This is a genomic window from Sneathiella sp. (genome assembly GCF_002694385.1).
Classification (GTDB): Bacteria; Pseudomonadota; Alphaproteobacteria; order Sneathiellales; family Sneathiellaceae; genus Sneathiella.
The window spans coordinates 49,828-70,967 of sequence record NZ_NZMB01000018.1; the positions used below are offsets into that span (position 1 = coordinate 49,828).

The following is a 21,140-nucleotide window of genomic DNA, read 5'->3' on the forward strand; positions in this document are numbered from 1 at the left end:
TGCCATATCTTAATGCGACACTAGGTTAAAGACTGTATTATGCTGATGCGTTCCCTGCTGAAGAAATCGCTGCTTACCATTGCCCTGCTGATGCTGGTCGTTTCCCCGCGCATCGCTACGGCGCAGAATGTCCAAAATATTGTCGCCGTCGTCAATGATCAGGTGATTTCCGGATACGACCTGCGGCAACGGATCGCCCTGACCATTGCACTGTCCGATTTCCCCGATACCGAGGAGACGCGTAAACAGCTTGTCAATCCGACCATTGCCCGCCTGATCGATGACGCGCTGAAAATACAGGAAGCCGAGCGTTTCAATGTCACCGTCGGCGATGAAGAAGTGCTAAAGGCGATTGAGTATCTGGAGCGTAACAACAATATGGCGCCGGGTCAGATTGCCCGCATGCTTGAAGAAAACAACATTGATATTGCCACGCTGATGGCACAGATCAGGGCCAACCTCACCTGGAACCGGCTGATTGAAGGCCGCATCCTGCCGCGTATCATTGTCTCTGACGAGGAGGTGGCCGCCGTCCAGGCCCGTCTGGAAAATAACAAGGGCAAGACGGAATATCTGATGAGCGAGATCTATATTCCGGTGGAAAACGCCGCAAATGAGGATCAGGTGCGCAATGGCGTCGCCAACCTGATTGGCCAGATCCGCGCCGGCGCGCCCTTTCCGCGCGTCGCCGCGCAGATCAGCCAGGGATCGACCGCGGCCTCCGGCGGTGTTGTCGGCTGGGTCCTGGCAAGCGAGGTGGAGCCGGAAATCGGCGCCGCGCTGTCGCGCCTGCGTCCCGGCGAAGTCTCCGACCCCATTCGGGGCGCTTCCGGCTATTTCATCATCATGGTGGAGCAGACCCGCACCATCCTTGACAACAACCCAGATGATATTGCCCTTGATCTGACCCAGATCATCGTACCGCCCCCTTCCGGCAATGGCGATGCGGCAACGCAGGAAAAACTCGCCCTCACCGTCAGCAACGTCATTGAAGGATGCAGCGACCTGCCGCCCCTGCTGACCGAATTGAACAGCCGCGACAGCGGACAGATTGGCCGATTGCGGCTTGGCGATTTGCCCGATCATATTCGCGAGCTGGTGAAAGACCTGCAGCCGGGAGAGGCCAGCGAACCGTATAAGGACAGCGACCTCTATCGCATTTTCGTTGTCTGCGGACGGAACGATCCGCAGTCGCGCAGCAATGACCCGGAAGAAATCCGCCGTGAAATCATGCTGCGCCGGGCGGAAAACCGGGCCCGTGGCTATCTTCAGGATATCCATAATGCGGCCACCATCGAAACCCGCTGACCGGGGGGAGCCAACCGCGCCATGACCGCAGTTCCGCTCCTCGCCGTCAGTCAGGGAGACCCCGGCGGCATCGGCATCGAGATTACCGCGAAAGCCTGGCGGCGGCGGCAGGATGACGGGCTTGACCCTTTCTTCCTGATCGGCAACTCGCAGACAATCATTACACAAATCCAAGCCCTGCTTCCTGATGTACCGGTCATCGACATCGACACGCCAGCCGCGGCACGCGAGGTTTTCACCCGCGCCCTGCCCGTCCTGCCGCTGGATATGGCGCTGTCCCCCGCCGCCGCCACGGTTGCAGCCATCCGTCACGGCGCCTTTCTCTGCAAAAAGGGGGAGGCCAGCGCCCTTGTCACCAACCCGATCCATAAGAAACGGCTCTATGAGGCCGGGTTCGATCATCCGGGTCACACCGAATATCTCGCCGCTCTCACGGGGCGACCCGGCAAATCGGTGATGATGCTCGCCTGCCCGGAGCTGAGAGTTGTCCCCGCCACCGTACATATCCCGATCAGCGAAGTGCCCCAGCGGCTCAATCAGCCGCTGCTCCGCCATGTGATCGAGACCACATATCATGATTTGCAGCGCTGTTTCGGCCTCAAAAACCCCCGCATCACCGTTGCCGGGCTCAACCCCCACGCCGGGGAAGGCGGGACAATCGGACGGGAGGAGGAAGAGATCATTCGCCCAGTGATTGCGGAGTTTGCGGCGCGCGGCATGGCCATTACCGGCCCGTTCCCGGCTGACAGCCTGTTCCATCCGGCGGCGCGGGAACGCTATGACGCGGCCATCTGCATGTATCATGACCAAGCGCTGATCCCGATCAAGACCATTGATTTCGACGGCGGGGTGAATGTCACGCTCGGCCTGCCCATTATTCGCACGTCTCCCGATCATGGCACGGCGGAAGATATCGCCGGAAAGGGCATCGCCAACCCTTCCAGCCTGATTGCCGCCCTGCGCCTCGCCGGGGAGATGGCCCGGACGAGTTGGGCGCCTGATCATGGCTGAAGAGAAACCCCTGCCGCCGCTGCGTGAGGTGATTGCGCAATATGGCCTCAATGCCGACAAGTCGCTCGGACAGAATTTCCTGCTCGATCTCAACCTGACAGGCCGCATTGCCCGATGCGCAGGCAAGCTGGAAGGCGAGACAGTGATCGAGATTGGCCCCGGCCCCGGCGGCCTGACCCGCGCGATCCTGAACGCGGGCGCTGCCCGGCTTATCGTCATCGAGAAGGATACCCGCTGCCTGCCCGCCCTCGCCGATATCGCCGCCGCCTTTCCCGGCCGGTTGGAAGTGCTGCACGAAGATGCCCTTGAAATAGACGAGACAACCTTTTTTGAGGGCAAGGCGAAAATCATTGCCAACCTGCCCTATAATGTAGCGACGCCGCTGCTCATCAAATGGCTGCACCGGCGGGAGCGTTTCTCCTCCCTCACCCTGATGTTCCAGAAGGAAGTCGCCGACCGCCTAACGGCCATCCCGCGCACGAAAGCCTATGGGCGACTCAGCATTCTCTGTCAGTGGTTATGCGAAACCCGCCGGGAATTTGACATCTCGCCGCGGGCCTTCACCCCGCCGCCCAAGGTAACCAGCACGGTTGTTACCCTGATCCCACGGGTGGAGCCGCGTTACCCTGCTGATCCGGCCATTCTGGAGAAGGTTGTCGCCGCCGCCTTCAATCAGCGCCGCAAGATGCTGCGGGCGAGCCTCAAACCGCTCGGGCGGCCACCGGAGGAAATGCTGGAAAAAGCCGGAATAGATCCGACCCGCCGCGCCGAGGAACTCACAGTCGAGGAATTCTGCGCGCTGGCAAGGGCCTATAAAACGACCTAATACCCCTGCCGCAGGCGGCTCACGAAATCAATCAGCCCGATGCGGCGGGTGCGGCGGACCCGTTCGGCATTGAGGATGGCCTTCACCTCATTCAGGCAGCGGTCGAAATCATCATTGACCACAACATAGTCATATTCGCTCCAGTGACTGATTTCCTCCGACGCTTTCGCCATCCGGCCCGCGATCACCTCGGCGCTGTCCTGGGCGCGTGTCTTCAGCCGCTGCTCCAGCGCCTCAGTAGAAGGCGGCAGGATAAAAACGCTGACCAGATCGGCGCGCGCCTTGTGGGCAAGCTGTTGCGTGCCCTGCCAGTCGATATCAAACAGAACATCCTGCCCGCCTTCCAGCGCCTTTTCCACAGGCGCGCGCGGCGTGCCGTAATAATGATTGAACACCTTGGCATGTTCCAGAAGTTCGTCCCGATTGATCATCAGGTTGAAATCCACCGGCTCGATGAAATAATAATCCCGGCCATGTTCCTCACCGGGGCGACGGGGTCGTGTGGTGGCGGAAACCGACATGACCAGTTGGTCATCCTCCTGCAACAGGGCGCGGGAAATGGTCGTCTTGCCCGCTCCGGAGGGTGAGGACAGCACCAGCATCAACCCCCGCCTTTTCAACACCTCGCCGCCGCTTTCCATCTGCATATCCTTACCCTTACTCGATGTTCTGGACCTGCTCGCGCATCTTGTCGATGGCAACCTTGAGGTCGAGGCCGATCTGAGTCAGCTCCCTGTCATTGGCCTTGGAACAAAGCGTGTTGGCCTCGCGGTTGAATTCCTGGCAGATGAAATCGAGCCGCCGTCCGACACTGCCCCGCGCCGTGGCATTCAGAATATCACGGGTGGCCTTGATATGACCGGTCAGCCGGTCCAGCTCCTCGGCAATATCCGCTTTGGTGGTCAGCAGGGCGAGTTCCTGTTCCAGCCGCCCCTCGTCCACGCTGCCCGCCTCCAGGATCAGCGCCATCTGGCTCTGGATTTTCTCGCGGATCCGCTCCGGCCATCCGGCGGCGAGAATGGCCGCACGCTTCACCAGGGTGTCTACCACATCCAACTGGGACAACAGCACGGGGCGAAGCTGCCCCCCTTCCTCCGCCCGAACACGCGCCATCTCCGTCATCAGCAGATCAGCAGAGGCCAGCAGTTCCCCCTCCAGCGCCTCCATGTCTTTGCCCGCGAGAGGATCGTCTTTGAACTCGATCACCCCGCGTAGCGCTAACAAACCATCCATGCGGGGGGCCTGGACTGTGCCTTCGGCGACATATTTGCCGGACAACGCAATCAACTCCCGCAGAAACTCTTCATTGACCTGATGGGCAGCGGCAGCGCTACGGTTCTCAAATTGCAGATGCAGATTGACGGAACCCCGCTCAAACCGGGACTTGACCAGCTTGCGCAGCCGGTCTTCCAGAAAGTCGAAACCGGCCGGGAAACGGCAGCGGATTTCAAGACCGCGGCCATTGACGCTTTTCATTTCCCACAGCCAATTGACGCCATCATGGGCGCCGCTCGCCCGGGCAAACCCCGTCATGCTGTTAATGCTCACGTCCCGCCCCTCAGCCCCGCTGTCCGTTCATGGATAAAACACCGCCTTGTATAGCTTTATCCATCCGGCGCGACAAGCGCGGGTACGGTTATTTTTTGGCTCTCTGTGCTGCGGCAGGCTTCGGCTCCCTCGGCTCCATCAGCCCCGTCAGAAGGCTGATCAGGCCTTGCAGCGCGGCAAACAACAAAGTCGAGAAAAGCCCGCCCGCAAAGGCCGCCATGTCGAGCATGAATTCCGCCGCCGCGCTTTCCATTGGCAGCCAGACCTCAAGGGCGAGAAAGACCAGCGCCCCCGTCACCCCGCCGAGGGCCGCCCTGAGGAAGGGGGATTGACGGATACCACCATCGAAACGGCGGCGGCGGACGGCAAGCGCGGTATTCAGCGCAATCTGCGTCAGGGCCCCGACGGCACCCCAGAGAAATCCCGCAATTGCCCCGATGGACCAGATGACATCCGTTGCGAATTCCTCCGTGAACATCTGCGCGGACAGGGTGCGCAACAGCAGCAGCGCGGGGAAGATGATCAGGATCAAAATTGACAGGGCAAAGGGAATGGTCCATAGAACCGGCGCGCCCGCGGCGCTGTCCTCCAACGTGGTGCCGGTGACGCCACTCGCCGCAAAGCTTACCCCCGCCACTTTCCGATAGGTCGCCTGCAGGGTCTGATGGCAGGCCGCGCGCTCGGATGCGGTGGTCGCCTTCTCTGAAATGGCGATGGCGGCATCGAGCGCGTCCAGCTCGGCCGGCGGCACCGGCGACGGATGCTCAGCCAGATAGGCGGCCAGCAGGGACGCCTTGCCGAGAAGCGCCCTTCGCGCCGTGTCAGAGGTTTCATTGGAGGTGGCAGGAACCACCGGCGCGGCGGAAGGCATATCCGGAGCGGGAGCATCCTTCTGTTTCGCTTCGGCTTCAGGCCCTGCTGCGGCGTCCGTTCCGCTGTGCGGGTCGGCCTCGGGCGCTGTTACGGTTGTGGGCGCGGCGGCGGGCTTTTCCTGCGCGATCTCGGTGTCCCCTTCACTTTCGGGGGAAGTCGCTTCTGCGGGACTTTCTGTCGCCGTCTCCGCCGATGTTGCCTCTCCGCCCGCTGTCTCCGTGGCGGCGTTTTCCGGTGCTGCGTCAACCGCGGTAGCCACCACAGATGCCTCCGCCGCCTCACCGGCGTTCGCCGCTTCCGGCTTGGACGTTTCCGGGCGCGGGGGAAAGGGCGCGTCAGTATTCTCCGGCATCGGCGTCCCGGATGGCGCGGTCTGGGTTGCCGGAAAAGGCGGCGGCGTCGCTGTGGTTGAGGGAGGGGACGCGGACGCCGCCGCTGGCGCAACAGTCGCGCCGGAAGCCTCCGGGCCAGAGGCAGGTTTCGGGATGCTGCGTTCCACCATCGCGCGCGAGCTGGCGTCCAGCGATGCGATGTCGCGGCGTAACTCCATCAGGCTTTCGCGCAGCTCCTGCCGCTGTTTCAGCAATAGTTGAATGGTATCCGTACTGACCATGCGCGCCACCCGCTCCTCTGATCGCCCTTGTTTGGGGAGAGACGCGCCGCAAGCGGATTTTGTGTCAGGACGGCGACGGAGCCCGATTATTTCTTCTGGTTAAGCTGCCGCCATTTGCGAACATTGCGGTTATGCTCTTCCAGCGTCCGGGCGAAAGCGTGGCCGCCCGTGCCATCCGCAACGAAATAGAGAAACTCTGTGTCCTCCGGCTGCAGAACAGCGCGCAGGCTCAACAGCCCAGGATTGGCAATCGGCCCTTTCGGCAATCCGGCCCTCTGATAAGTGTTATAGTCATTGGCCGCATTCAGATCCGCGCGGCTGATCAGACGGCCCAGATCCTCCTGCCCCTGCGTCACGCCATAAATTACCGTCGGATCCGATTGCAACATCATGCCGATGCGAAGGCGATTGAGAAAGACCCCGGCCACCAGCGGCCGCTCCGCCGCAACGGCGGTTTCCTTTTCAACAATGGAGGCAAGGGTGATCAGCTCCTCCGGCGATTTCAGCTCCGGCGGCAGAGGCGCTTCGGCCAGCACCATCTCGACAGCGCGCTGCATGGCGGCCTGCATCCGGCCGATCAGCGCATCACGGCTGTCCCCAAGGCGATACTGGTAACTTTCCGGCAGCAGCGACCCTTCCGGCGTGGCGCGGGTAATTTCTCCCTCCAGCCCCTCCGCCGCGTCGACAAGGGCGCGGATCTCCCGGCTTTGCAGTCCCTCGGGGATGGTGATCAGCCGCTCGATCACCTTGCCGGAGGCAAAGAGATCCATCAACTCCTGCCCCGAAATGGCCGCAGGAATACGATATTCTCCGGCCTGCAAGCGGCCCGCCTTTCCTTCCAGTCTTACACCAAGAAGAAACGCGTAGTTATTGTTTATAATAGATTTTTCGTGAAGTTCGATCGACAGCGCGCGAAGCCCAGTCCCTTTTTTGAGGACATAGATCGTCTCTTGCGGATTGGGTCCGGGCGTGGTGAACTGATGCCAGCCGTAGGCGGCGAGCCCGCCCGCAGCAATCAGACAGAGGAAAGCGAGAGCAATCAGGCCATAAAGAAATTTCCGCATGGCCCCGCCCCCGGCCCGAAGGTCAGACGCGTTTCATGACGAGGCTGGCGTTGGTGCCGCCGAAACCGAAGGAGTTGGAAAGAACCGCATCCAGCTTCTTTTCCTGCGCCTTATTGGGCACAAGATTGATTTCAAGTCCGTCGGACGGATCATGAAGATTGATTGTCGGCGGCATGATCCCATCGCGCATGGCGAGGATGGAAAAGATCGCCTCAACCCCGCCTGCGGCGCCGAGCAGATGCCCGATGGCTGACTTGGTGGAAGACATGGCGAGATTCTTCGCATTGGCGCCGAACAGCCGCTTCACGGCATTCACCTCGATTTCATCGCCAAGCGGAGTGGAAGTGCCATGGGCGTTCACATAGCCAATATCTTCCGGACGGAGGCCGGATTTCCGGAGCGCCATCTGCATGGAGCGATAGCCACCGTCGCCATCGCTGGCAGGCGCAGTGATGTGATGGGCATCGCCGGACAGGCCATAACCGACCACTTCCGCATAGATTTTTGCGCCGCGCTTCTTCGCATGCTCATATTCTTCGAGCACGACAACGCCCGCCCCTTCGCCCATGACGAAGCCGTCACGGCCCTTGTCATAGGGGCGCGAGGCCGTCTCCGGCGCATCGTGATAGCCCTTGGAGAGCGCCTTGGCAGACGCAAAGCCGGCAATACCGAGGCGGCAGATCGCCCCTTCCGCCCCGCCCGCAATCATCACATCGGCGTCATCGCAGGTGATCATGCGCGCCGCATCACCAATGGAATGGGCGCCGGTGGAACAGGCGGTAACAACCGCGTGGTTCGGCCCCTTATAGCCATGGCGAATGGAAACCTGCCCGGAGACGAGATTGATCAGTGCGCCGGGAATAAAGAACGGACCAATGCGACGGGGGCCGCGTTCATGCAGGGTTATGGCATTTTCTTCGATTGACGGCAGACCGCCGATGCCGGAGCCGATGGAAATACCGGTGCGGCATTTCTCTTCCTCGGTTGTCGGCACCCAGCCGCTATCCTTGATCGCCTCTTCCGCGGCGGCAATGCCAAACAGGATGAAGCTGTCGACTTTGCGTTGTTCCTTGGGCTCGAGAATGGCGTCGGCAATGAACGCATCTGAAATGGCCGGATCAACCGGCACTTCACAGCCATAACGGACCGGCAGATCGGTCGTATCGATCTTGGTGAGCATCCCCGCCCCGGATTCGCCATTGATCAGACGTTTCCAGGTCGCTTCCACACCATTTGCCAGCGGGGTCACAAGCCCCAGCCCGGTTACCACCACTCGTCGCATGAGTCACCCAATGGTTGTTGCAGTATAAAGAAAACCGGAACCAATGGTCCCGATGGATCAGGCCGCTTCGATATGCGTGATCGCGTCTTTAACTGTCAGAATCTTTTCGGCCGCATCATCCGGGATTTCGATGCCGAACTCTTCTTCAAAGGCCATGACAAGCTCAACCGTGTCCAGGCTGTCCGCTCCCAGATCGTCAATAAAGCTCGCTTCGTCCGTTACCTTGCTTTCATCAACACCGAGATGCTCTACGACGATTTTTTTTACGCGCGCTGCGATATCACTCATAGCTGTATCCTTAGAAAATCCGACAGTCCAAAAGTCAATTGCTCTTCCTTACCCTCAAGGTGCCAAAAATTCAAGCACCATCGGAGGGCGTTCAGGTGCGGTTTCCTAACACACTTTGTTCCGCTTGCAAAGGAAACCTCGCCCCGCCCGGCATTTTTTGATCATGGGCGGAAACTTGCACTCAGATCATCACCATACCGCCATTGACATGCAGCGTCTGGCCCGTGATATAGCCTGCCTCGTTCGAAGCCAGATAGACGACAGCGGCGGAGATATCCTCCGGCCGACCTAGGGTACCCGTCGGGACGCCTTTCAGCATCGCCTCCTTTTGCGCATCCGTCAGGGCGTCGGTCATCGCCGTTTCGATAAAGCCAGGCGCGATACAATTCACTGTGATGCCGCGACTCGCCACCTCCTGAGCCAGCGATTTTGACATGCCGATCATCCCCGCTTTCGAGGCGGCATAGTTCATCTGGCCGGGATTGCCGGTTACCCCGACGATGGAGGTAATGCCAATGATGCGGCCGAAACGGCGCTTCATCATCCCGCGCAGCGCATTTCTGGATAACTTGAAAGCCGCTTTCAGATTGACATTCATCACAACGTCCCAGTCGTCATCCTTCATGCGCATGGCAAGGCCATCGCGGGTCAGACCAGCGTTGTTGACAAGGATATCGAGCTGACCCATGGCGCTCTCCGCCGCTGCAATGAGGCCATCCACTGCCGCATCGTCGGCAAGGTTGCAGGGCAATACATGCACCCGGTCTTTCAGCTCATCGGCGACCTTTTGCAACGCTTCCTCCCGCGTGCCGGAGAGGCCGACGGTGGCGCCTGCCTTATGCAGATCGCGGGCGATGGCAGCGCCGATGCCGCCCGATGCGCCGGTGACCAGCGCGCATTTTCCTGTCAGTTCAAACATCTGTTATCTCTCCCGGATCCTGTCAGAGTTTCGCCAGAAAGACGTCGATATCGGCGGGCGCGCCAATGGCCGAGCCGGTCATGTCGCGGTTGATGCGGCGGACCATGCCGGTCAGGATTTTGCCTGCGCCCAGCTCCACCAGCTCGCTGACCCCTTGTCTGCCCATATAAAGCACACATTCACGCCAGCGGACCCGGCCCGTCACCTGTTCCACCAGCAGACGGCGGATGCTGTCGGGATCACGGACCTCCTCCGCCGTGACATTGGCGATCAGCGGCACTTTCGGCGGCGCGATCATCACGTCCTTCAGCCGCTCCGCCATGACATCGGCGGCGGGCTGCATCAGGGCGCAGTGGAACGGCGCACTGACGGGGAGCAGCATGGCTTTCTTCGCGCCCTTTTCTTTCGCCACCTCAATGGCCACCTCGACCGCGCCCTTGTGACCGGAGAGAACGACCTGCCCATCCGCATTGTCATTGGCGGCAGCGACAATCTCACCGTTCGGGGCCTTCGCCATCGCTTCGGCGACAACTTCCTCGACCGGGCCGATATCGAGGCCGAGCAGCGCCGCCATGGCGCCGACGCCGACCGGCACCGCCTGCTGCATTGCCTGCCCGCGCGCCTTTAAAAGCCGCGCCGCATCCGCCAGCTCCAGCGCCCCGGCGGCAGTCAGCGCAGAATATTCCCCGAGCGAATGTCCCGCCACATACCGGGCGGTTTTCGCAAAATCCATATTGCCGTCCTTTTCCAGAACGCGAACCACCGCCATGCTGACCGCCATCAGGGCGGGCTGCGCATTTTCGGTGAGTGTCAGCTCCTCGATCGGGCCTTCAAACATCAATTTCGTGAGGTTCTGCGAAAGCGCCTCATCCACCTCCTGGAAGACTTCGCGGGCGACGGCGTGGGATTGCGCCAGCTCCTGCCCCATACCGACAGCCTGGCTGCCCTGGCCGGGAAAGATAAATGCACGTGTCATGTTTTCGGGTCCGTATCTGATCAAACTACTGTCACAGTCATATTGCAGCAAAATTTCCTGTCAAGCAGACTTGCATCCTTTGGTAAAATCTGTATAGTCCGCCGCCTCGATAACTCCTTGCCGACGGAGGTCGGCTAAGTCCGGGCGGTTACCTTGGTAACTCCGGACATTCAAGAGCCATAAGGAGCTTTTAAAGATGCCTCTGTATGAGACAGTTATTATTGCGCGTCAGGACATCTCCACCCAGCAGGTGGAAACACTGACCGAAAACATGTCCGCCTTTGTCACCAATGGCGGCGGCACAATTGCCAAGGTTGAAAACTGGGGCCTGCGCAATCTTGCCTACAAGATCAAGAAAAACCGCAAAGGTCACTACGTCCTTCTCAACATCGACGCGCCCGCGGATGCGGTCAAGGAAATGGAACGCAACCTGCGTCTCAATGAAGACGTGCTGCGCCACATGACCATCAAGGTGGAAGAGCTGGAAGAAGGCGACAGCGTCATGCTGCAGAGCCGCAGCGGCCGCCCTGAACGCCGTCGCGATTACGATGATGACGACAATAACAGCGCGGATAAGTCCGATGATGATTCCGCCGATGACAGTGAAGGGGATGCATAATGGCTGACGCACAACGCCGCCCGTTTTTCCGCCGTCGCAAGACCTGCCCGTTCACGGGCGAAGGCGCACCGAAGATTGACTATAAAGACGTCAAGCTGCTGCAGCGCTATGTGTCCGAGCGCGGGAAAATCATGCCAAGCCGGATTACGGCGGTTTCCGCCAAGAAGCAGCGTGAGCTGGCGACCGCCATCAAGCGGGCGCGCCATCTGGCCCTGCTGCCGTTTCTGGTAAAATAAGAAAGTCCGGAGCCGGTCCTGACCGGCTTTGGAATGTCCGATGGTCAGGGAAATTATCATTGCCGTCGCCCTTGGTATCCTGAATACCGCCTTTGTCTCGTTGTCCATTCTCGGCAATACGGGCGGGACAAATTTCGGGACGGCGCTGGCGACCCTGGTCTTCTGGATTTTGTCACTGGTTCCGCTGTTTGTTTCCGGTCTCGGATATGGCGTCAAAAGCGCCGCTATCTCGGTGGGGACATCGGCGGTGATCGCGGCACTGGCGATTGGCGTTCCCTTTGCCCTGACCTATCTCGGGGTGGCCGGTCTTCCGGTTATCCTGCTGGTGAGGCAGGCGCTGCTATGGCGGCAGGGGAATGGCGTGACATACTGGTACCCGGCCGACCGGCTGCTGCTGTGGTGGGCCGGAATCTGCATCATTCTCACCGGGCTGGCGATGGCGCTGCTCGGTTGGGATGATGCAATGCGTCAGGGGCTGATCGACGGGTTCGATCAGATGATGGCGCAGGTGGCAGAGATGCAGGACGCCGCGCCGCGCATGACGGGCGAAGCGTTCGTGGCTCTGATACCGCAATATATGGGCCCGATGTGGGGGCTGTTTATTCTGTTGAGCGGGTGCCTGGCGCAAGGGGTGCTGGTCCGCTTCAAAAAGAATATCCGCCCGACGCCGGAGCTGTCGAAAATGGTGCTGCCTCAGTGGCTGGCCATTGCCTTTATCGGCGCGACGGTTTTGAGCGTTCTGCTTGACGGCACTTTCCCCCTGCTGGGGGCGGTTGAAATCACGCTGGTGACGCTGTTTTTCCTGCAGGGAATGGCTGTCATCCATGTGGTGTCGCATAGATGGAATGCCCGGGCAGCTATCCTGGGCGTCATTTATGTGGTGACGATTATGATGTTATGGATGGTCCTGCTCATCGCGATTTTGGGACTGATGGAAACTTGGGTCGGGTTCAGGCGCCGCTTCGCCCCACCCCCCCGCCAGGAGGAAGACTGATGGAAGTAGTATTGTTGGAACGGGTTGAAAAACTCGGTCAGATGGGCGACGTCGTAAAGGTCAAGAACGGCTATGCCCGCAATTACCTGTTGCCGCAGAAGAAGGCGCTCCGCGCCAGCAAGGAAAATTTGGCGGTTTTCGAATCCCAGCGCGCCCAGCTTGAGGCCGATAACCTCAGCCGTCGGGACGAGGCTGCAAAAGTCGGCGAAAAGCTCGATGGCGAAGCCGTCGTGCTGATCCGCGCTGCCTCCGATTCCCAGCAGCTTTACGGCTCCGTCAGCACGCAGGATATCGCCCGTGCCGTGTCCGAGGCCGGTTACACCATCAGCCGAAAGCAGGTGGTTCTGGACAAGGTTCTCAAAACTCTCGGCCTGCATGACATCAAGGTGCGGTTGCATCCGGAAGTGACGGTCAATGTCACGGTGAATATCGCCCGCTCCAACGAGGAAGCGGAAATTCAGGCGCGCGGCGAATCTGTCGAGGAAGTCGCCGAAGCCAAACTTGATGCCCGTGACGAAGCCGTGGCCGATGTGTTCGAATCGACCGCCGAAACGGAAGACGAAGACAACGCACAGTCATAATCCGCCGCACGCCCGGACAAGGGCGCAAACGGGTCGCAGGACATGCAAAAAACGGCGCATCCGCGGATGCGCCGTTTTTTATCCCCGCACTTAACAGCCTGTGGATAGAATCTGTCCACAGATATCCGCAGCCCTTCCCGACAATGCGATTGGCTATCAAAATTCGCCTATGCTAACATCCGCACATGGAAACCCTATCGCTCAGCAACAGTTCCCTTTCCGACGCCGATCAGGATAGTCCCCGCTATCGCAGCGCCCCCCATAATATCGAGGCGGAGCAGGATCTGATCGGCGCGATCCTCGTCAATAATGACGCCGGAGCAAAGGTGTCGGGTTTCCTCGCGCCGGAGGATTTTTACGAACCTGTGCATCAGCGCATCTACGGCGCCGCCATGCTGCTGATAGAGCGCGGCGAGATTGCCGACCCGGTGACGCTGAAGTCCTATTTCGAACGCGATGCGGCGCTTGCTGACATCGGCGGCGCGCAATATCTCGCCCGCCTCGCCGCCGCCGCCACCACCATCATCAACGCGGAGAATTACGGCCGCCTTGTCTATGATCTCGCCATGCGGCGCGAACTGATCCAGCTTGGCGAGGAAATTGTCAACACCGCCTATGAGGCGGAGCTGGACGAAACCTCGCAAAAGCAGATTGAAAATGCGGAGCAGAAGCTGTTCTCCCTCGCCGAGAATGGGTCTCATGAAGGGGCGCTGATGCCGGTCCGCCTGGCAGTGGACGAGGCTCTCAAATCCATTGAGGAGGCATTCCAGCGCGATGGCAACATCGTTGGCGTGACAACGGGCCTCAAGGATATGGATGGCAAGCTCGGCGGGCTGCACAAGTCGGATCTTCTCATCCTCGCCGGACGCCCTTCCATGGGGAAAACGTCTCTTGCCACCAATATCGCCTATAACGCCGCCAAGGCCTATCACGCCAGTCAAGGCAAGGAGGGCGCGGTCGTCGGCTTCTTCTCCCTCGAAATGTCGGCGGAGCAGCTTGTCGGGCGTATCCTTGCCGAAGCCACCGAGATCAGCTCTGAAAAGCTGCGCCGCGGCGATCTTTCCGATGATGAATTTGCAACCCGGCTGGTGCCGCAGAGCGCGCTGCTCTCCGAACTGCCGCTCTTCATTGATGACACCCCTGCCCTCTCCATTGCCGCCATGCGGACCCGGGCAAGACGTCTCAAGCGCAGCCATGGCCTCGGCCTCATCATCGTCGACTATCTCCAGCTTATGCGCGGCTCGGGGCGCAAGCAGGACAACCGGGTGCAGGAAATCTCGGAAGTGACGCAGGGCCTTAAGGCCATCGCCAAAGAACTGGATATTCCCGTCATCGCCCTTTCGCAGCTCAGCCGTCAGGTCGAAAACCGCGACGACAAGCGCCCGCAGCTTTCCGATTTGCGCGAATCCGGCTCCATCGAGCAGGACGCCGACGTGGTTATGTTCGTCTATCGCGAAGGCTATTACGAAGAGCGCAAGGAGCCCGCCGAAGGCACGCCCGAACATGCCGACTGGCAGGAGCGCATGTCGCGCCTGCATAACCTCGCCGAAGTTATCATCGGCAAACAGCGGCACGGCCCCATCGGCATTGTGAAGCTGCACTTCAAGCCCGAATTCACCCGCTTCGGCAATTATGTGTCGGACGATTACCTGCCCGAACATCACTGAGCGATGCGGATATGAACAAACGGCTGGCCGGGGCGCATCTCACCATCGACCTTGGGGCATTACAGGCAAATTACCGACTGCTAGCGGACAAAGCCGCCCCTGCTGAATGCGCCGCCTCCGTCAAGGCGGATGCTTATGGCCTCGGGATTGAGGCCGTGGGTCCTGCTCTGTACGCGGCCGGGTGCCGCCGCTTTTTCGTCGCTCTGCCCGATGAGGGAATCACGCTGCGCCGCCTGCTGCCGGACGTGATTATCCATATCCTCGCGGGGCCGCTGCCGGAGGCGGAGGAAATTTATCTGGAACACCGGCTGGTGCCGGTTCTCAACTCGCTCGCAGATATAAATCGCTGGGCTGGCTTCGCCGCCGCAAAGGGGAAGACGCTTGCCGCGCTTTTGCATATTGATACCGGCATGACGCGTCTCGGCCTGCCGGAAGCGGAGATTCAGGCGCTCGCCGCCGATCCGGCGCCGCTAAAACATCTGCGCATTCATTTTGTCATGAGCCATCTTGCCGCGGCCGATCAGCCGGAGCATCCGATGAGTGCGGAGCAGCGCAACCGGCTGCTGGCGCTGCGCCGCCTGCTGCCGCCGCCGCTCGATAGCGCGCCACTGTCCCTCGCCAATTCCGCCGGGGTGTTCCTCGGCCCGGATTACCATTTCGACATGGTGCGGCCCGGCATTGCGCTCTATGGCGGCAACCCGCAACCGGGCCATCCCAACCCGATGCGCGAGGTCGTGCGGCTTAAGGGGCGGATCCTGCAGGTGGCGGACGTTGACAGCGAAATTCCCGTTGGCTATGGTGCCACCTACCGCACCGGCAAACCGGCCCGGATTGCTACCGTTTCAGTCGGTTATGCAGATGGTTATCTCCGGGCGCTCGGCAACCGGGCGGAATGTGCGGCGGGCAGTGTCAGGGTACCGGTAATAGGGCGCGTTTCCATGGATATGATCACCGTTGATGTCAGCAAGGCCCCGGCTGATGCCTGCAAGCCCGGCGATTTCGTCGATCTCATCGGCGGCGCCATCCCTCTGGACGAGGTGGCGTCACATGCAGGCACCATATCCTATGAAATCCTCACCTCTCTCGGTCGCCGCTTCCACCGCGACTATGTGACGGCGGCGGGCTGAGGCATGGAGCGGAACTTCCTCGCCACCATCGGACGGGTCTTCATCGCCTTCATGGCGGCGGTCGGCCGCATCGCCATTTTCACCGCGCAGGCACTGCGCCATTGCTTCGCGCCGCCCTTCTATCTGCGCCTGATCGGCAAGCAGATGATGGATATCGGCTATTATTCCCTGCCGGTCGTCGGCATGACGGCGCTGTTCACCGGCATGGTGCTGGCGTTGCAGATCTATGTCGGCTCATCCCGCTTCAATGCGGAAAGTGCGGTGGCCACCATCGTCGTCATCGGCCTCACCCGGGAACTCGCGCCGGTGCTCTCCGGCCTGATGATCGCCGGGCGCGTCGGGGCCGCCATTGCCGCCGAAATCGGCACCATGCGGGTGACGGAGCAGATCGACGCTCTTGTCACGCTGTCCACCAACCCCTTCAAATATCTGGTCGCGCCGCGGCTGATTGCCGGGGTCATCACTCTGCCCATTCTGGTGCTGATCGCCGATATCATCGGTGTTTCCGGCGGCTATCTGGTGGCGACGGAAAAGCTCGGCTTCAACGCCGGAACCTATTTGCAGAACACCTTTGATTTTCTGGAAACCAACGATGTTGTCTCCGGCCTTATCAAGGCCGGCGTGTTCGGCTTCATTGTCACGCTGATGGGCTGCTATCACGGTTTCAACTCAACCGGCGGGGCGCAGGGCGTGGGCAAGGCAACAACCAACGCCGTCGTGTCCTCATTCGTGCTTATCCTGATCAGCGACTATTTCCTCACCGTCCTGCTGATCGACTAGGAGGCACGGGCCATGAGCGAAACCCCGAAAATCGAACTTCGCAACGTCTGCAAGTCTTTCGGCAGGAAAGTCATTCTCGACAATCTGAATATTTCCATCGCGCCGGGGGAATCGCTGGTCGTCATTGGCGGGTCCGGGACCGGGAAGTCGGTGATGCTGAAATGCATCCTTGGCCTGCTGACGCCGGAAAGCGGGGAGATTTATATCGACGGCGAGGAAATCACCAATCAGCCCGCCCATGTGCGTGAAAAACTGCTACTGAAAACCGGAATGCTGTTTCAATATGCGGCTTTGTTTGACAGCCTGACGGTTTGGGAGAATGTCGCCTTCGGGCTTATTCAGGCGCATGGCATGAAGCGCGGCCCGGCGAAGGAGATCGCCATTGAAAAACTCGCCCTCGTCGGTCTTGCCGCCGATGTCGCGAACAGGAAACCGGCGGAACTCTCCATGGGCATGCAGAAGCGCGTCGGCCTTGCCCGCGCCATTGCGGCGGACCCGGAGATCATTTTCTTTGACGAGCCGACAACCGGCCTCGACCCGATCATGGGCGATGTCATCGACACGCTGATCCGCGACTGCACCAAGGCGCTGGGCGCAACCACGCTGACCATTTCCCATGACATGGAGGGCGCGCAAAAAATTGCAGACCGCATCGCCCTCCTCTATAAGGGGAATGTGGTCTGGTCCGGCCCCGCCGCAGAGATAAATACATGCGGCAATCCGTATGTGGAGCAGTTCGTGCATGGCGATGTGGACGGACCGATCAAGCTGGATATTCTGAAACCCTGATTTCATGGGCACGCGTGCCCTCATTGATGATGTAACGGCTCCGGCCGGCAATGGAGAGACGGAAGCCTCTATGGCGCGAGAACGCGAACAATTCACCTGCCAGAACTGCGGCGAGACTTACCATAAATGGCAAGGTCGCTGCGACGCGTGCGGGGAGTGGAACACGCTTCAGGCCTCCACGCCCGAGGCTGTCATCCCGAAGGGACTGAGCGAGGGCAAGGGCCGCACGCTCACCTTCACCGCGCTCGATGCCGATATCTCCGATTACAAGCGCAACCTGAGCCATATCGGCGAGTTTGACCGTGTTCTGGGCGGGGGCTTCGTGCCCGGCTCCTCGATCCTCATCGGCGGCGATCCCGGCATTGGCAAATCCACCCTGCTGTTGCAGGCCGTGGCGCAGATGGCGATGAAGGGCGCGCCCTGCATCTACATCTCCGGCGAGGAGGCGACGCAGCAAATCTCCATGCGCGCCGCCCGTCTTGGCCTTGCCTCCGCGCCGGTTCGCCTTGCCTCCGCCAACTCCATCCGCGATATCATCGCCAGCGTTGAAAAAGCAACTCCGATGCCGAGCCTGCTGGTCATCGATTCGATCCAGACCGTCTTTGCCGACAATCTGCCGAGTGCGCCCGGAACCGTTGCGCAGGTCAGGGCCAGCGCGCAGGAACTCATCCGCCTCGCCCGCAAGACCGGCACCAGCGTCATCCTTGTGGGTCACGTCACGAAGGACGGACAGATCGCCGGTCCCCGGGTGCTGGAGCATATGGTCGATACCGTGCTCTATTTCGAAGGCGACCGCGGCCATCAGTTCCGCATCCTGCGCGCGGTCAAGAACCGCTTCGGCGCAACGGACGAGATCGGCGTGTTTGAAATGTCGGATGCGGGCCTGCGTGAGGTCTCTAACCCCTCCTCTCTTTTCATCTCAAGTCCGGACCGGACCATCAGCGGCGCCTCCGTTTTCGCCGGGATGGAAGGAAGCCGCCCGCTGCTCGTTGAAATTCAGGGCCTTGTCGCGCCGACCCCACAGGCGACGCCGCGCCGCGCCGTGGTCGGCTGGGACAGCGGACGGCTCGCCATGCTGCTGGCGGTGCTGGACACGCGCTGCGGCCTTTCCTTTTCAGGCAGCGAAGTGTATCTCAACGTGGCGGGAGGACTGCGCGTGCAGGAACCGGCGGCCGATCTGGCCGTTGCGGCTGCGCTCGTCTCCTCGGCCTCTGACATTCCGGTGCCGCCCGGCAGCCTGTTTTTCGGCGAAATCGGGCTTTCGGGGGAAATCCGCCCCGTCGGGCAGGCCGACGCCCGCCTGAAAGAAGCGGCAAAGCTCGGCTTCACCACAGCCGTCATCCCGGCGGGCAGCAAGGTGAAGGGGGCGAAGATGAAGATTATTGAAGTTGGGCACCTGCGGGAGATTGTCAGCCTGTTTACCGGCACGGCAGCCCCCTCCCGCGCCGCCAGCGTATAGGAGTAGCGTATGGAAAACCTTCCCATTCAGGGCGCCGATATCGTTTTTCTGGTGATCCTGCTGATCTCCGCCCTGTTCGGTTTCCTGCGCGGTTTCGTGAAGGAAGTGCTGTCGGTGGCGGGCTGGGTCGGCGCGATTTTCCTCGGGCTATATCTGTTTCCCATCGCCCAGCCGCTGGCGCGACAGTTCATTCTCAACATGCTGATTGCAGATATTTTGACCGGGGCGGTGATTTTTATTCTCTCTCTCGTCATTTTGTCCTATATCAGCCATGCGATCTCGGAAAAGGTCAGGGCGTCGAGCCTCGGCGCACTGGATCGGTCGCTCGGTATCTTTTTCGGCATTGCGCGCGGGCTTGTCCTGCTCGGCATCGGCTGGCTGATTTTTGTCCAGTTCATTCCCGAAGAGGACCGGCCGCAATGGATTTTGCAGGCGAAGATGCTGCCGGTGATCGAGGCGAGCGGTGAATTCGTTGCCCGGCTGCTACCGCCCGACATGCAGGAGAATCTGAATATCTCGAAGGAAAGCGACAAGGCCACTATGGACCGCTTGAAAGAGAAGTATGACGGCCTGCCGGACAATGTGAAGGACGGGCTGAAAAACACGATGGAGGATGCGGTGAAAATCCTCGACAAGGGCTATGACGATCAGGCCCGCCAGCAGATGGAAAACCTGACCAAAAGCACCACACAGGACAAACCCAAATGACAGACCGTTCCGCCCCCCAGGAGCTGCGCAGTACCCCCTTTGATGACGACAAGCTGCATGAGGAATGCGGCGTTTTCGGCATCTATGGCCATCCGGAAGCGGCCGCCCTCGTCGCCCTTGGCCTCCATGCCCTGCAACATCGCGGGCAGGAAGCCGCCGGGATCGTCAGCCATGACGGCCGCCACTTCCACAGCCACAAGGGCATGGGCAAGGTTGGCGATAATTTTTCGACCGAAGAAGTCATCAAAAGCCTGCAGGGCAACGCCGCCGTCGGCCATAACCGCTACGCCACCACTGGCGGCACCGTGCTCCGCAATGTGCAGCCCATCTTCGCCGATCTGGCAAATGGCGGCCTCGCCGTCGCCCATAACGGCAACCTGACCAATGCCTCCACCCTGCGCCGCCGCCTTGTGCTGGAGGGCAGCATCTTCCAGTCCACCATGGACACCGAAGTCATTATCCATCTCATCGCCAACAGCAAAAAGACCCGTATCGTCGATTGCCTGGTCGATGCCATGTCGAAAATCTCCGGCGCCTATTCTCTCGTCGCGCTGACCAGCAAGAAACTGATCGGTATGCGCGATCCTTACGGTGTGCGGCCATTGGTGCTCGGCAAGCTCGACAATGCCTATATTCTCTCCTCTGAAAGTTGCGCGCTCGATATCATCGGCGCCGAATTTATCCGCGACGTCTCTCCGGGTGAGGTCGTGGTGATCGATGAGGGCGGGATCAGCTCGCATTTTCCCTTTTCCACACCGCCCAAGCGCTTCTGTATTTTCGAGCATATCTATTTCGCCCGGCCGGACAGCGTGGTGGAGGGTCGCTCCGTCTATGAGGTGCGAAAATCAATCGGCAGCGAGCTTGCGCGTGAAAATCCCGTCGACGCCGATCTCGTCATCCCCGTGCCCGACAGCGGCACCCCCGCCGCCATCGGCTATGCCCAGGAAAGCGGCATCCCCTTCGATCTCGGCATCATCCGCAACCATTATGTCGGCCGCACCTTTATTGAGCCGACGGACCAGATCCGCCATCTCGGCGTCAAGCTCAAGCATAACGCCAACCGCAACATCATCGACGGCAAACGTGTTGTGCTGGTCGATGATTCCATCGTGCGCGGCACCACCTCGACTAAAATCGTGCAGATGGTGCGCGAGGCCGGCGCGCGTGAGGTGCATATGCGCATTGCCAGCCCGCCGACGACCCATAGCTGCTTCTATGGCGTCGATACGCCGAGCCGCAACAAGCTGCTGGCCGCGCAATATGATCTCGCCGAAATGTGCGCCTTCATCGGCGCGGACAGCCTGTCCTTCATCTCCCTTGACGGGTTGTACCGGGCCATGGGCGAAAATGGCCGCAACGCAAAACAACCGCAATATTGCGATGCCTGCTTCACCGGCGATTACCCGATCGAATTGACAGACCATGAAACCGGGGCCGAGCGGGAGCTGACCCTGCTCGCCGAGCGTTTTTAA

At 60.4% G+C, this 21,140-nt stretch carries 22 protein-coding genes; 14 read left to right on the plus strand and 8 right to left on the minus strand.

The genetic code is table 11. The features are described from left to right. The first annotated feature begins 39 nt into the window (after window positions 1-39). Genes CMN55_RS12260 through rsmA form a run of 3 tightly spaced genes read left to right on the plus strand, consistent with a single transcriptional unit; the run spans window position 40 to window position 3,145 of the window. Window positions 40-1,308, plus strand: a complete 1,269-nt coding sequence (locus CMN55_RS12260) for a peptidylprolyl isomerase (protein WP_293950099.1) — start codon at window positions 40-42, stop codon at window positions 1,306-1,308. 21 nt (window positions 1,309-1,329) lie between these two features. Then, window positions 1,330-2,319, plus strand: a complete 990-nt coding sequence (gene pdxA, locus CMN55_RS12265; RefSeq protein ID WP_293950100.1) for a 4-hydroxythreonine-4-phosphate dehydrogenase PdxA — start codon at window positions 1,330-1,332, stop codon at window positions 2,317-2,319. After that, window positions 2,312-3,145, plus strand: coding sequence for a 16S rRNA (adenine(1518)-N(6)/adenine(1519)-N(6))-dimethyltransferase RsmA (rsmA, locus tag CMN55_RS12270; RefSeq protein WP_293950101.1), 834 nt, complete (start codon window positions 2,312-2,314; stop codon window positions 3,143-3,145). The genes pdxA and rsmA overlap by 8 nt, the downstream gene beginning before the upstream one ends. Here rsmA and gmk read toward each other — a convergent pair. The 8 genes from gmk to fabD all read right to left on the minus strand — a co-directional run bounded on the left by gmk (window position 3,142) and on the right by fabD (window position 10,708). Further along, complete coding sequence (gene gmk, locus CMN55_RS12275; RefSeq protein WP_293950102.1) at window positions 3,142-3,792, minus strand: guanylate kinase; 651 nt, start codon at window positions 3,790-3,792, stop codon at window positions 3,142-3,144. The genes rsmA and gmk overlap by 4 nt on opposite strands. A 10-nt stretch (window positions 3,793-3,802) precedes the next feature. Continuing rightward, complete coding sequence (locus CMN55_RS12280; RefSeq protein ID WP_293950103.1) at window positions 3,803-4,693, minus strand: YicC/YloC family endoribonuclease; 891 nt, start codon at window positions 4,691-4,693, stop codon at window positions 3,803-3,805. 88 nt (window positions 4,694-4,781) lie between these two features. Next, window positions 4,782-6,179: a hypothetical protein gene (locus CMN55_RS12285; protein WP_293950104.1), complete on the minus strand. Its 1,398-nt coding sequence runs from the start codon at window positions 6,177-6,179 to the stop codon at window positions 4,782-4,784. 86 nt (window positions 6,180-6,265) lie between these two features. Then, window positions 6,266-7,243: an endolytic transglycosylase MltG gene (mltG, locus tag CMN55_RS12290; RefSeq protein ID WP_293950105.1), complete on the minus strand. Its 978-nt coding sequence runs from the start codon at window positions 7,241-7,243 to the stop codon at window positions 6,266-6,268. Between the two features lie 22 nt (window positions 7,244-7,265). Further along, entirely contained in the window at window positions 7,266-8,525 is a 1,260-nt protein-coding gene (gene fabF / locus CMN55_RS12295; RefSeq protein ID WP_293950106.1) for a beta-ketoacyl-ACP synthase II, read from the minus strand. A 57-nt stretch (window positions 8,526-8,582) separates the two neighbouring features. Next, window positions 8,583-8,813 (minus strand): acyl carrier protein, encoded by a 231-nt coding sequence (locus CMN55_RS12300; protein WP_293950107.1) that lies wholly within the window; start codon window positions 8,811-8,813, stop codon window positions 8,583-8,585. A 181-nt stretch (window positions 8,814-8,994) separates the two neighbouring features. Next, the gene (gene fabG, locus CMN55_RS12305; RefSeq protein WP_293950108.1) at window positions 8,995-9,732 is read right to left on the minus strand and encodes a 3-oxoacyl-[acyl-carrier-protein] reductase; all 738 of its coding nucleotides are present in this window, start codon (window positions 9,730-9,732) and stop codon (window positions 8,995-8,997) included. Window positions 9,733-9,754: 22 nt separating this feature from the next. Further along, complete coding sequence (gene fabD / locus CMN55_RS12310; RefSeq protein WP_293950109.1) at window positions 9,755-10,708, minus strand: ACP S-malonyltransferase; 954 nt, start codon at window positions 10,706-10,708, stop codon at window positions 9,755-9,757. A 196-nt stretch (window positions 10,709-10,904) separates the two neighbouring features. Here fabD and rpsF point away from each other — a divergent pair, with 196 nt between their 5' ends. The 11 genes from rpsF to purF all read left to right on the plus strand — a co-directional run bounded on the left by rpsF (window position 10,905) and on the right by purF (window position 21,140). Next, entirely contained in the window at window positions 10,905-11,327 is a 423-nt protein-coding gene (gene rpsF / locus CMN55_RS12315) for a 30S ribosomal protein S6 (protein WP_293950110.1), read from the plus strand. Then, a complete protein-coding gene (gene rpsR, locus CMN55_RS12320; protein ID WP_293950111.1) occupies window positions 11,327-11,563 on the plus strand; it encodes a 30S ribosomal protein S18 in 237 nt (78 codons plus the stop codon). The genes rpsF and rpsR overlap by 1 nt, the downstream gene beginning before the upstream one ends. 40 nt (window positions 11,564-11,603) lie before the next feature. After that, window positions 11,604-12,557: a DUF2232 domain-containing protein gene (locus CMN55_RS12325; protein WP_293950112.1), complete on the plus strand. Its 954-nt coding sequence runs from the start codon at window positions 11,604-11,606 to the stop codon at window positions 12,555-12,557. Then, window positions 12,557-13,138, plus strand: a complete 582-nt coding sequence (gene rplI, locus CMN55_RS12330; protein WP_293950113.1) for a 50S ribosomal protein L9 — start codon at window positions 12,557-12,559, stop codon at window positions 13,136-13,138. The genes CMN55_RS12325 and rplI overlap by 1 nt, the downstream gene beginning before the upstream one ends. A 185-nt stretch (window positions 13,139-13,323) precedes the next feature. Next, entirely contained in the window at window positions 13,324-14,805 is a 1,482-nt protein-coding gene (locus CMN55_RS12335; RefSeq protein WP_293950114.1) for a replicative DNA helicase, read from the plus strand. Window positions 14,806-14,816: 11 nt separating this feature from the next. After that, window positions 14,817-15,932: an alanine racemase gene (gene alr, locus CMN55_RS12340; protein WP_293950115.1), complete on the plus strand. Its 1,116-nt coding sequence runs from the start codon at window positions 14,817-14,819 to the stop codon at window positions 15,930-15,932. A gap of 3 nt (window positions 15,933-15,935) precedes the next feature. Further along, window positions 15,936-16,712, plus strand: coding sequence for an MlaE family ABC transporter permease (locus CMN55_RS12345; protein WP_293950116.1), 777 nt, complete (start codon window positions 15,936-15,938; stop codon window positions 16,710-16,712). Window positions 16,713-16,724: 12 nt separating this feature from the next. Continuing rightward, entirely contained in the window at window positions 16,725-17,501 is a 777-nt protein-coding gene (locus CMN55_RS12350; protein ID WP_293950117.1) for an ABC transporter ATP-binding protein, read from the plus strand. A 70-nt stretch (window positions 17,502-17,571) separates the two neighbouring features. Continuing rightward, complete coding sequence (radA, locus tag CMN55_RS12355; RefSeq protein ID WP_366932058.1) at window positions 17,572-18,960, plus strand: DNA repair protein RadA; 1,389 nt, start codon at window positions 17,572-17,574, stop codon at window positions 18,958-18,960. Window positions 18,961-18,969: 9 nt separating this feature from the next. Continuing rightward, window positions 18,970-19,668, plus strand: a complete 699-nt coding sequence (locus tag CMN55_RS12360; RefSeq protein ID WP_293950119.1) for a CvpA family protein — start codon at window positions 18,970-18,972, stop codon at window positions 19,666-19,668. After that, window positions 19,665-21,140 carry an amidophosphoribosyltransferase gene (gene purF / locus CMN55_RS12365; RefSeq protein ID WP_293950120.1) on the plus strand — a complete coding sequence of 492 codons (1,476 nt, stop codon included), beginning with the start codon at window positions 19,665-19,667 and terminating at the stop codon, window positions 21,138-21,140. Before CMN55_RS12360 ends, purF begins: the two co-directional genes overlap by 4 nt.

What these genes read in the sequence shown, in the direction of transcription:
- CMN55_RS12345 (WP_293950116.1), top strand. Translation starts at nt 15,936, where the DNA reads ATGGAGCGGAACTTCCTCGCCACCATCGGACGGGTCTTCATCGCCTTC.
- CMN55_RS12360 (WP_293950119.1), top strand. Translation starts at nt 18,970, where the DNA reads ATGGAAAACCTTCCCATTCAGGGCGCCGATATCGTTTTTCTGGTGATC.
- mltG (WP_293950105.1), bottom strand. Translation starts at nt 7,243, where the DNA reads ATGCGGAAATTTCTTTATGGCCTGATTGCTCTCGCTTTCCTCTGTCTG.
- fabG (WP_293950108.1), bottom strand. Translation starts at nt 9,732, where the DNA reads ATGTTTGAACTGACAGGAAAATGCGCGCTGGTCACCGGCGCATCGGGC.
- CMN55_RS12260 (WP_293950099.1), top strand. Translation starts at nt 40, where the DNA reads ATGCTGATGCGTTCCCTGCTGAAGAAATCGCTGCTTACCATTGCCCTG.
- pdxA (WP_293950100.1), top strand. Translation starts at nt 1,330, where the DNA reads ATGACCGCAGTTCCGCTCCTCGCCGTCAGTCAGGGAGACCCCGGCGGC.
- alr (WP_293950115.1), top strand. Translation starts at nt 14,817, where the DNA reads ATGAACAAACGGCTGGCCGGGGCGCATCTCACCATCGACCTTGGGGCA.
- CMN55_RS12300 (WP_293950107.1), bottom strand. Translation starts at nt 8,813, where the DNA reads ATGAGTGATATCGCAGCGCGCGTAAAAAAAATCGTCGTAGAGCATCTC.
- fabF (WP_293950106.1), bottom strand. Translation starts at nt 8,525, where the DNA reads ATGCGACGAGTGGTGGTAACCGGGCTGGGGCTTGTGACCCCGCTGGCA.
- fabD (WP_293950109.1), bottom strand. Translation starts at nt 10,708, where the DNA reads ATGACACGTGCATTTATCTTTCCCGGCCAGGGCAGCCAGGCTGTCGGT.
- rsmA (WP_293950101.1), top strand. Translation starts at nt 2,312, where the DNA reads ATGGCTGAAGAGAAACCCCTGCCGCCGCTGCGTGAGGTGATTGCGCAA.
- CMN55_RS12350 (WP_293950117.1), top strand. Translation starts at nt 16,725, where the DNA reads ATGAGCGAAACCCCGAAAATCGAACTTCGCAACGTCTGCAAGTCTTTC.
- rpsF (WP_293950110.1), top strand. Translation starts at nt 10,905, where the DNA reads ATGCCTCTGTATGAGACAGTTATTATTGCGCGTCAGGACATCTCCACC.
- gmk (WP_293950102.1), bottom strand. Translation starts at nt 3,792, where the DNA reads ATGCAGATGGAAAGCGGCGGCGAGGTGTTGAAAAGGCGGGGGTTGATG.
- CMN55_RS12335 (WP_293950114.1), top strand. Translation starts at nt 13,324, where the DNA reads ATGGAAACCCTATCGCTCAGCAACAGTTCCCTTTCCGACGCCGATCAG.
- rplI (WP_293950113.1), top strand. Translation starts at nt 12,557, where the DNA reads ATGGAAGTAGTATTGTTGGAACGGGTTGAAAAACTCGGTCAGATGGGC.
- purF (WP_293950120.1), top strand. Translation starts at nt 19,665, where the DNA reads ATGACAGACCGTTCCGCCCCCCAGGAGCTGCGCAGTACCCCCTTTGAT.
- radA (WP_366932058.1), top strand. Translation starts at nt 17,572, where the DNA reads ATGGCGCGAGAACGCGAACAATTCACCTGCCAGAACTGCGGCGAGACT.
- rpsR (WP_293950111.1), top strand. Translation starts at nt 11,327, where the DNA reads ATGGCTGACGCACAACGCCGCCCGTTTTTCCGCCGTCGCAAGACCTGC.
- CMN55_RS12285 (WP_293950104.1), bottom strand. Translation starts at nt 6,179, where the DNA reads ATGGTCAGTACGGATACCATTCAACTATTGCTGAAACAGCGGCAGGAG.
- CMN55_RS12325 (WP_293950112.1), top strand. Translation starts at nt 11,604, where the DNA reads ATGGTCAGGGAAATTATCATTGCCGTCGCCCTTGGTATCCTGAATACC.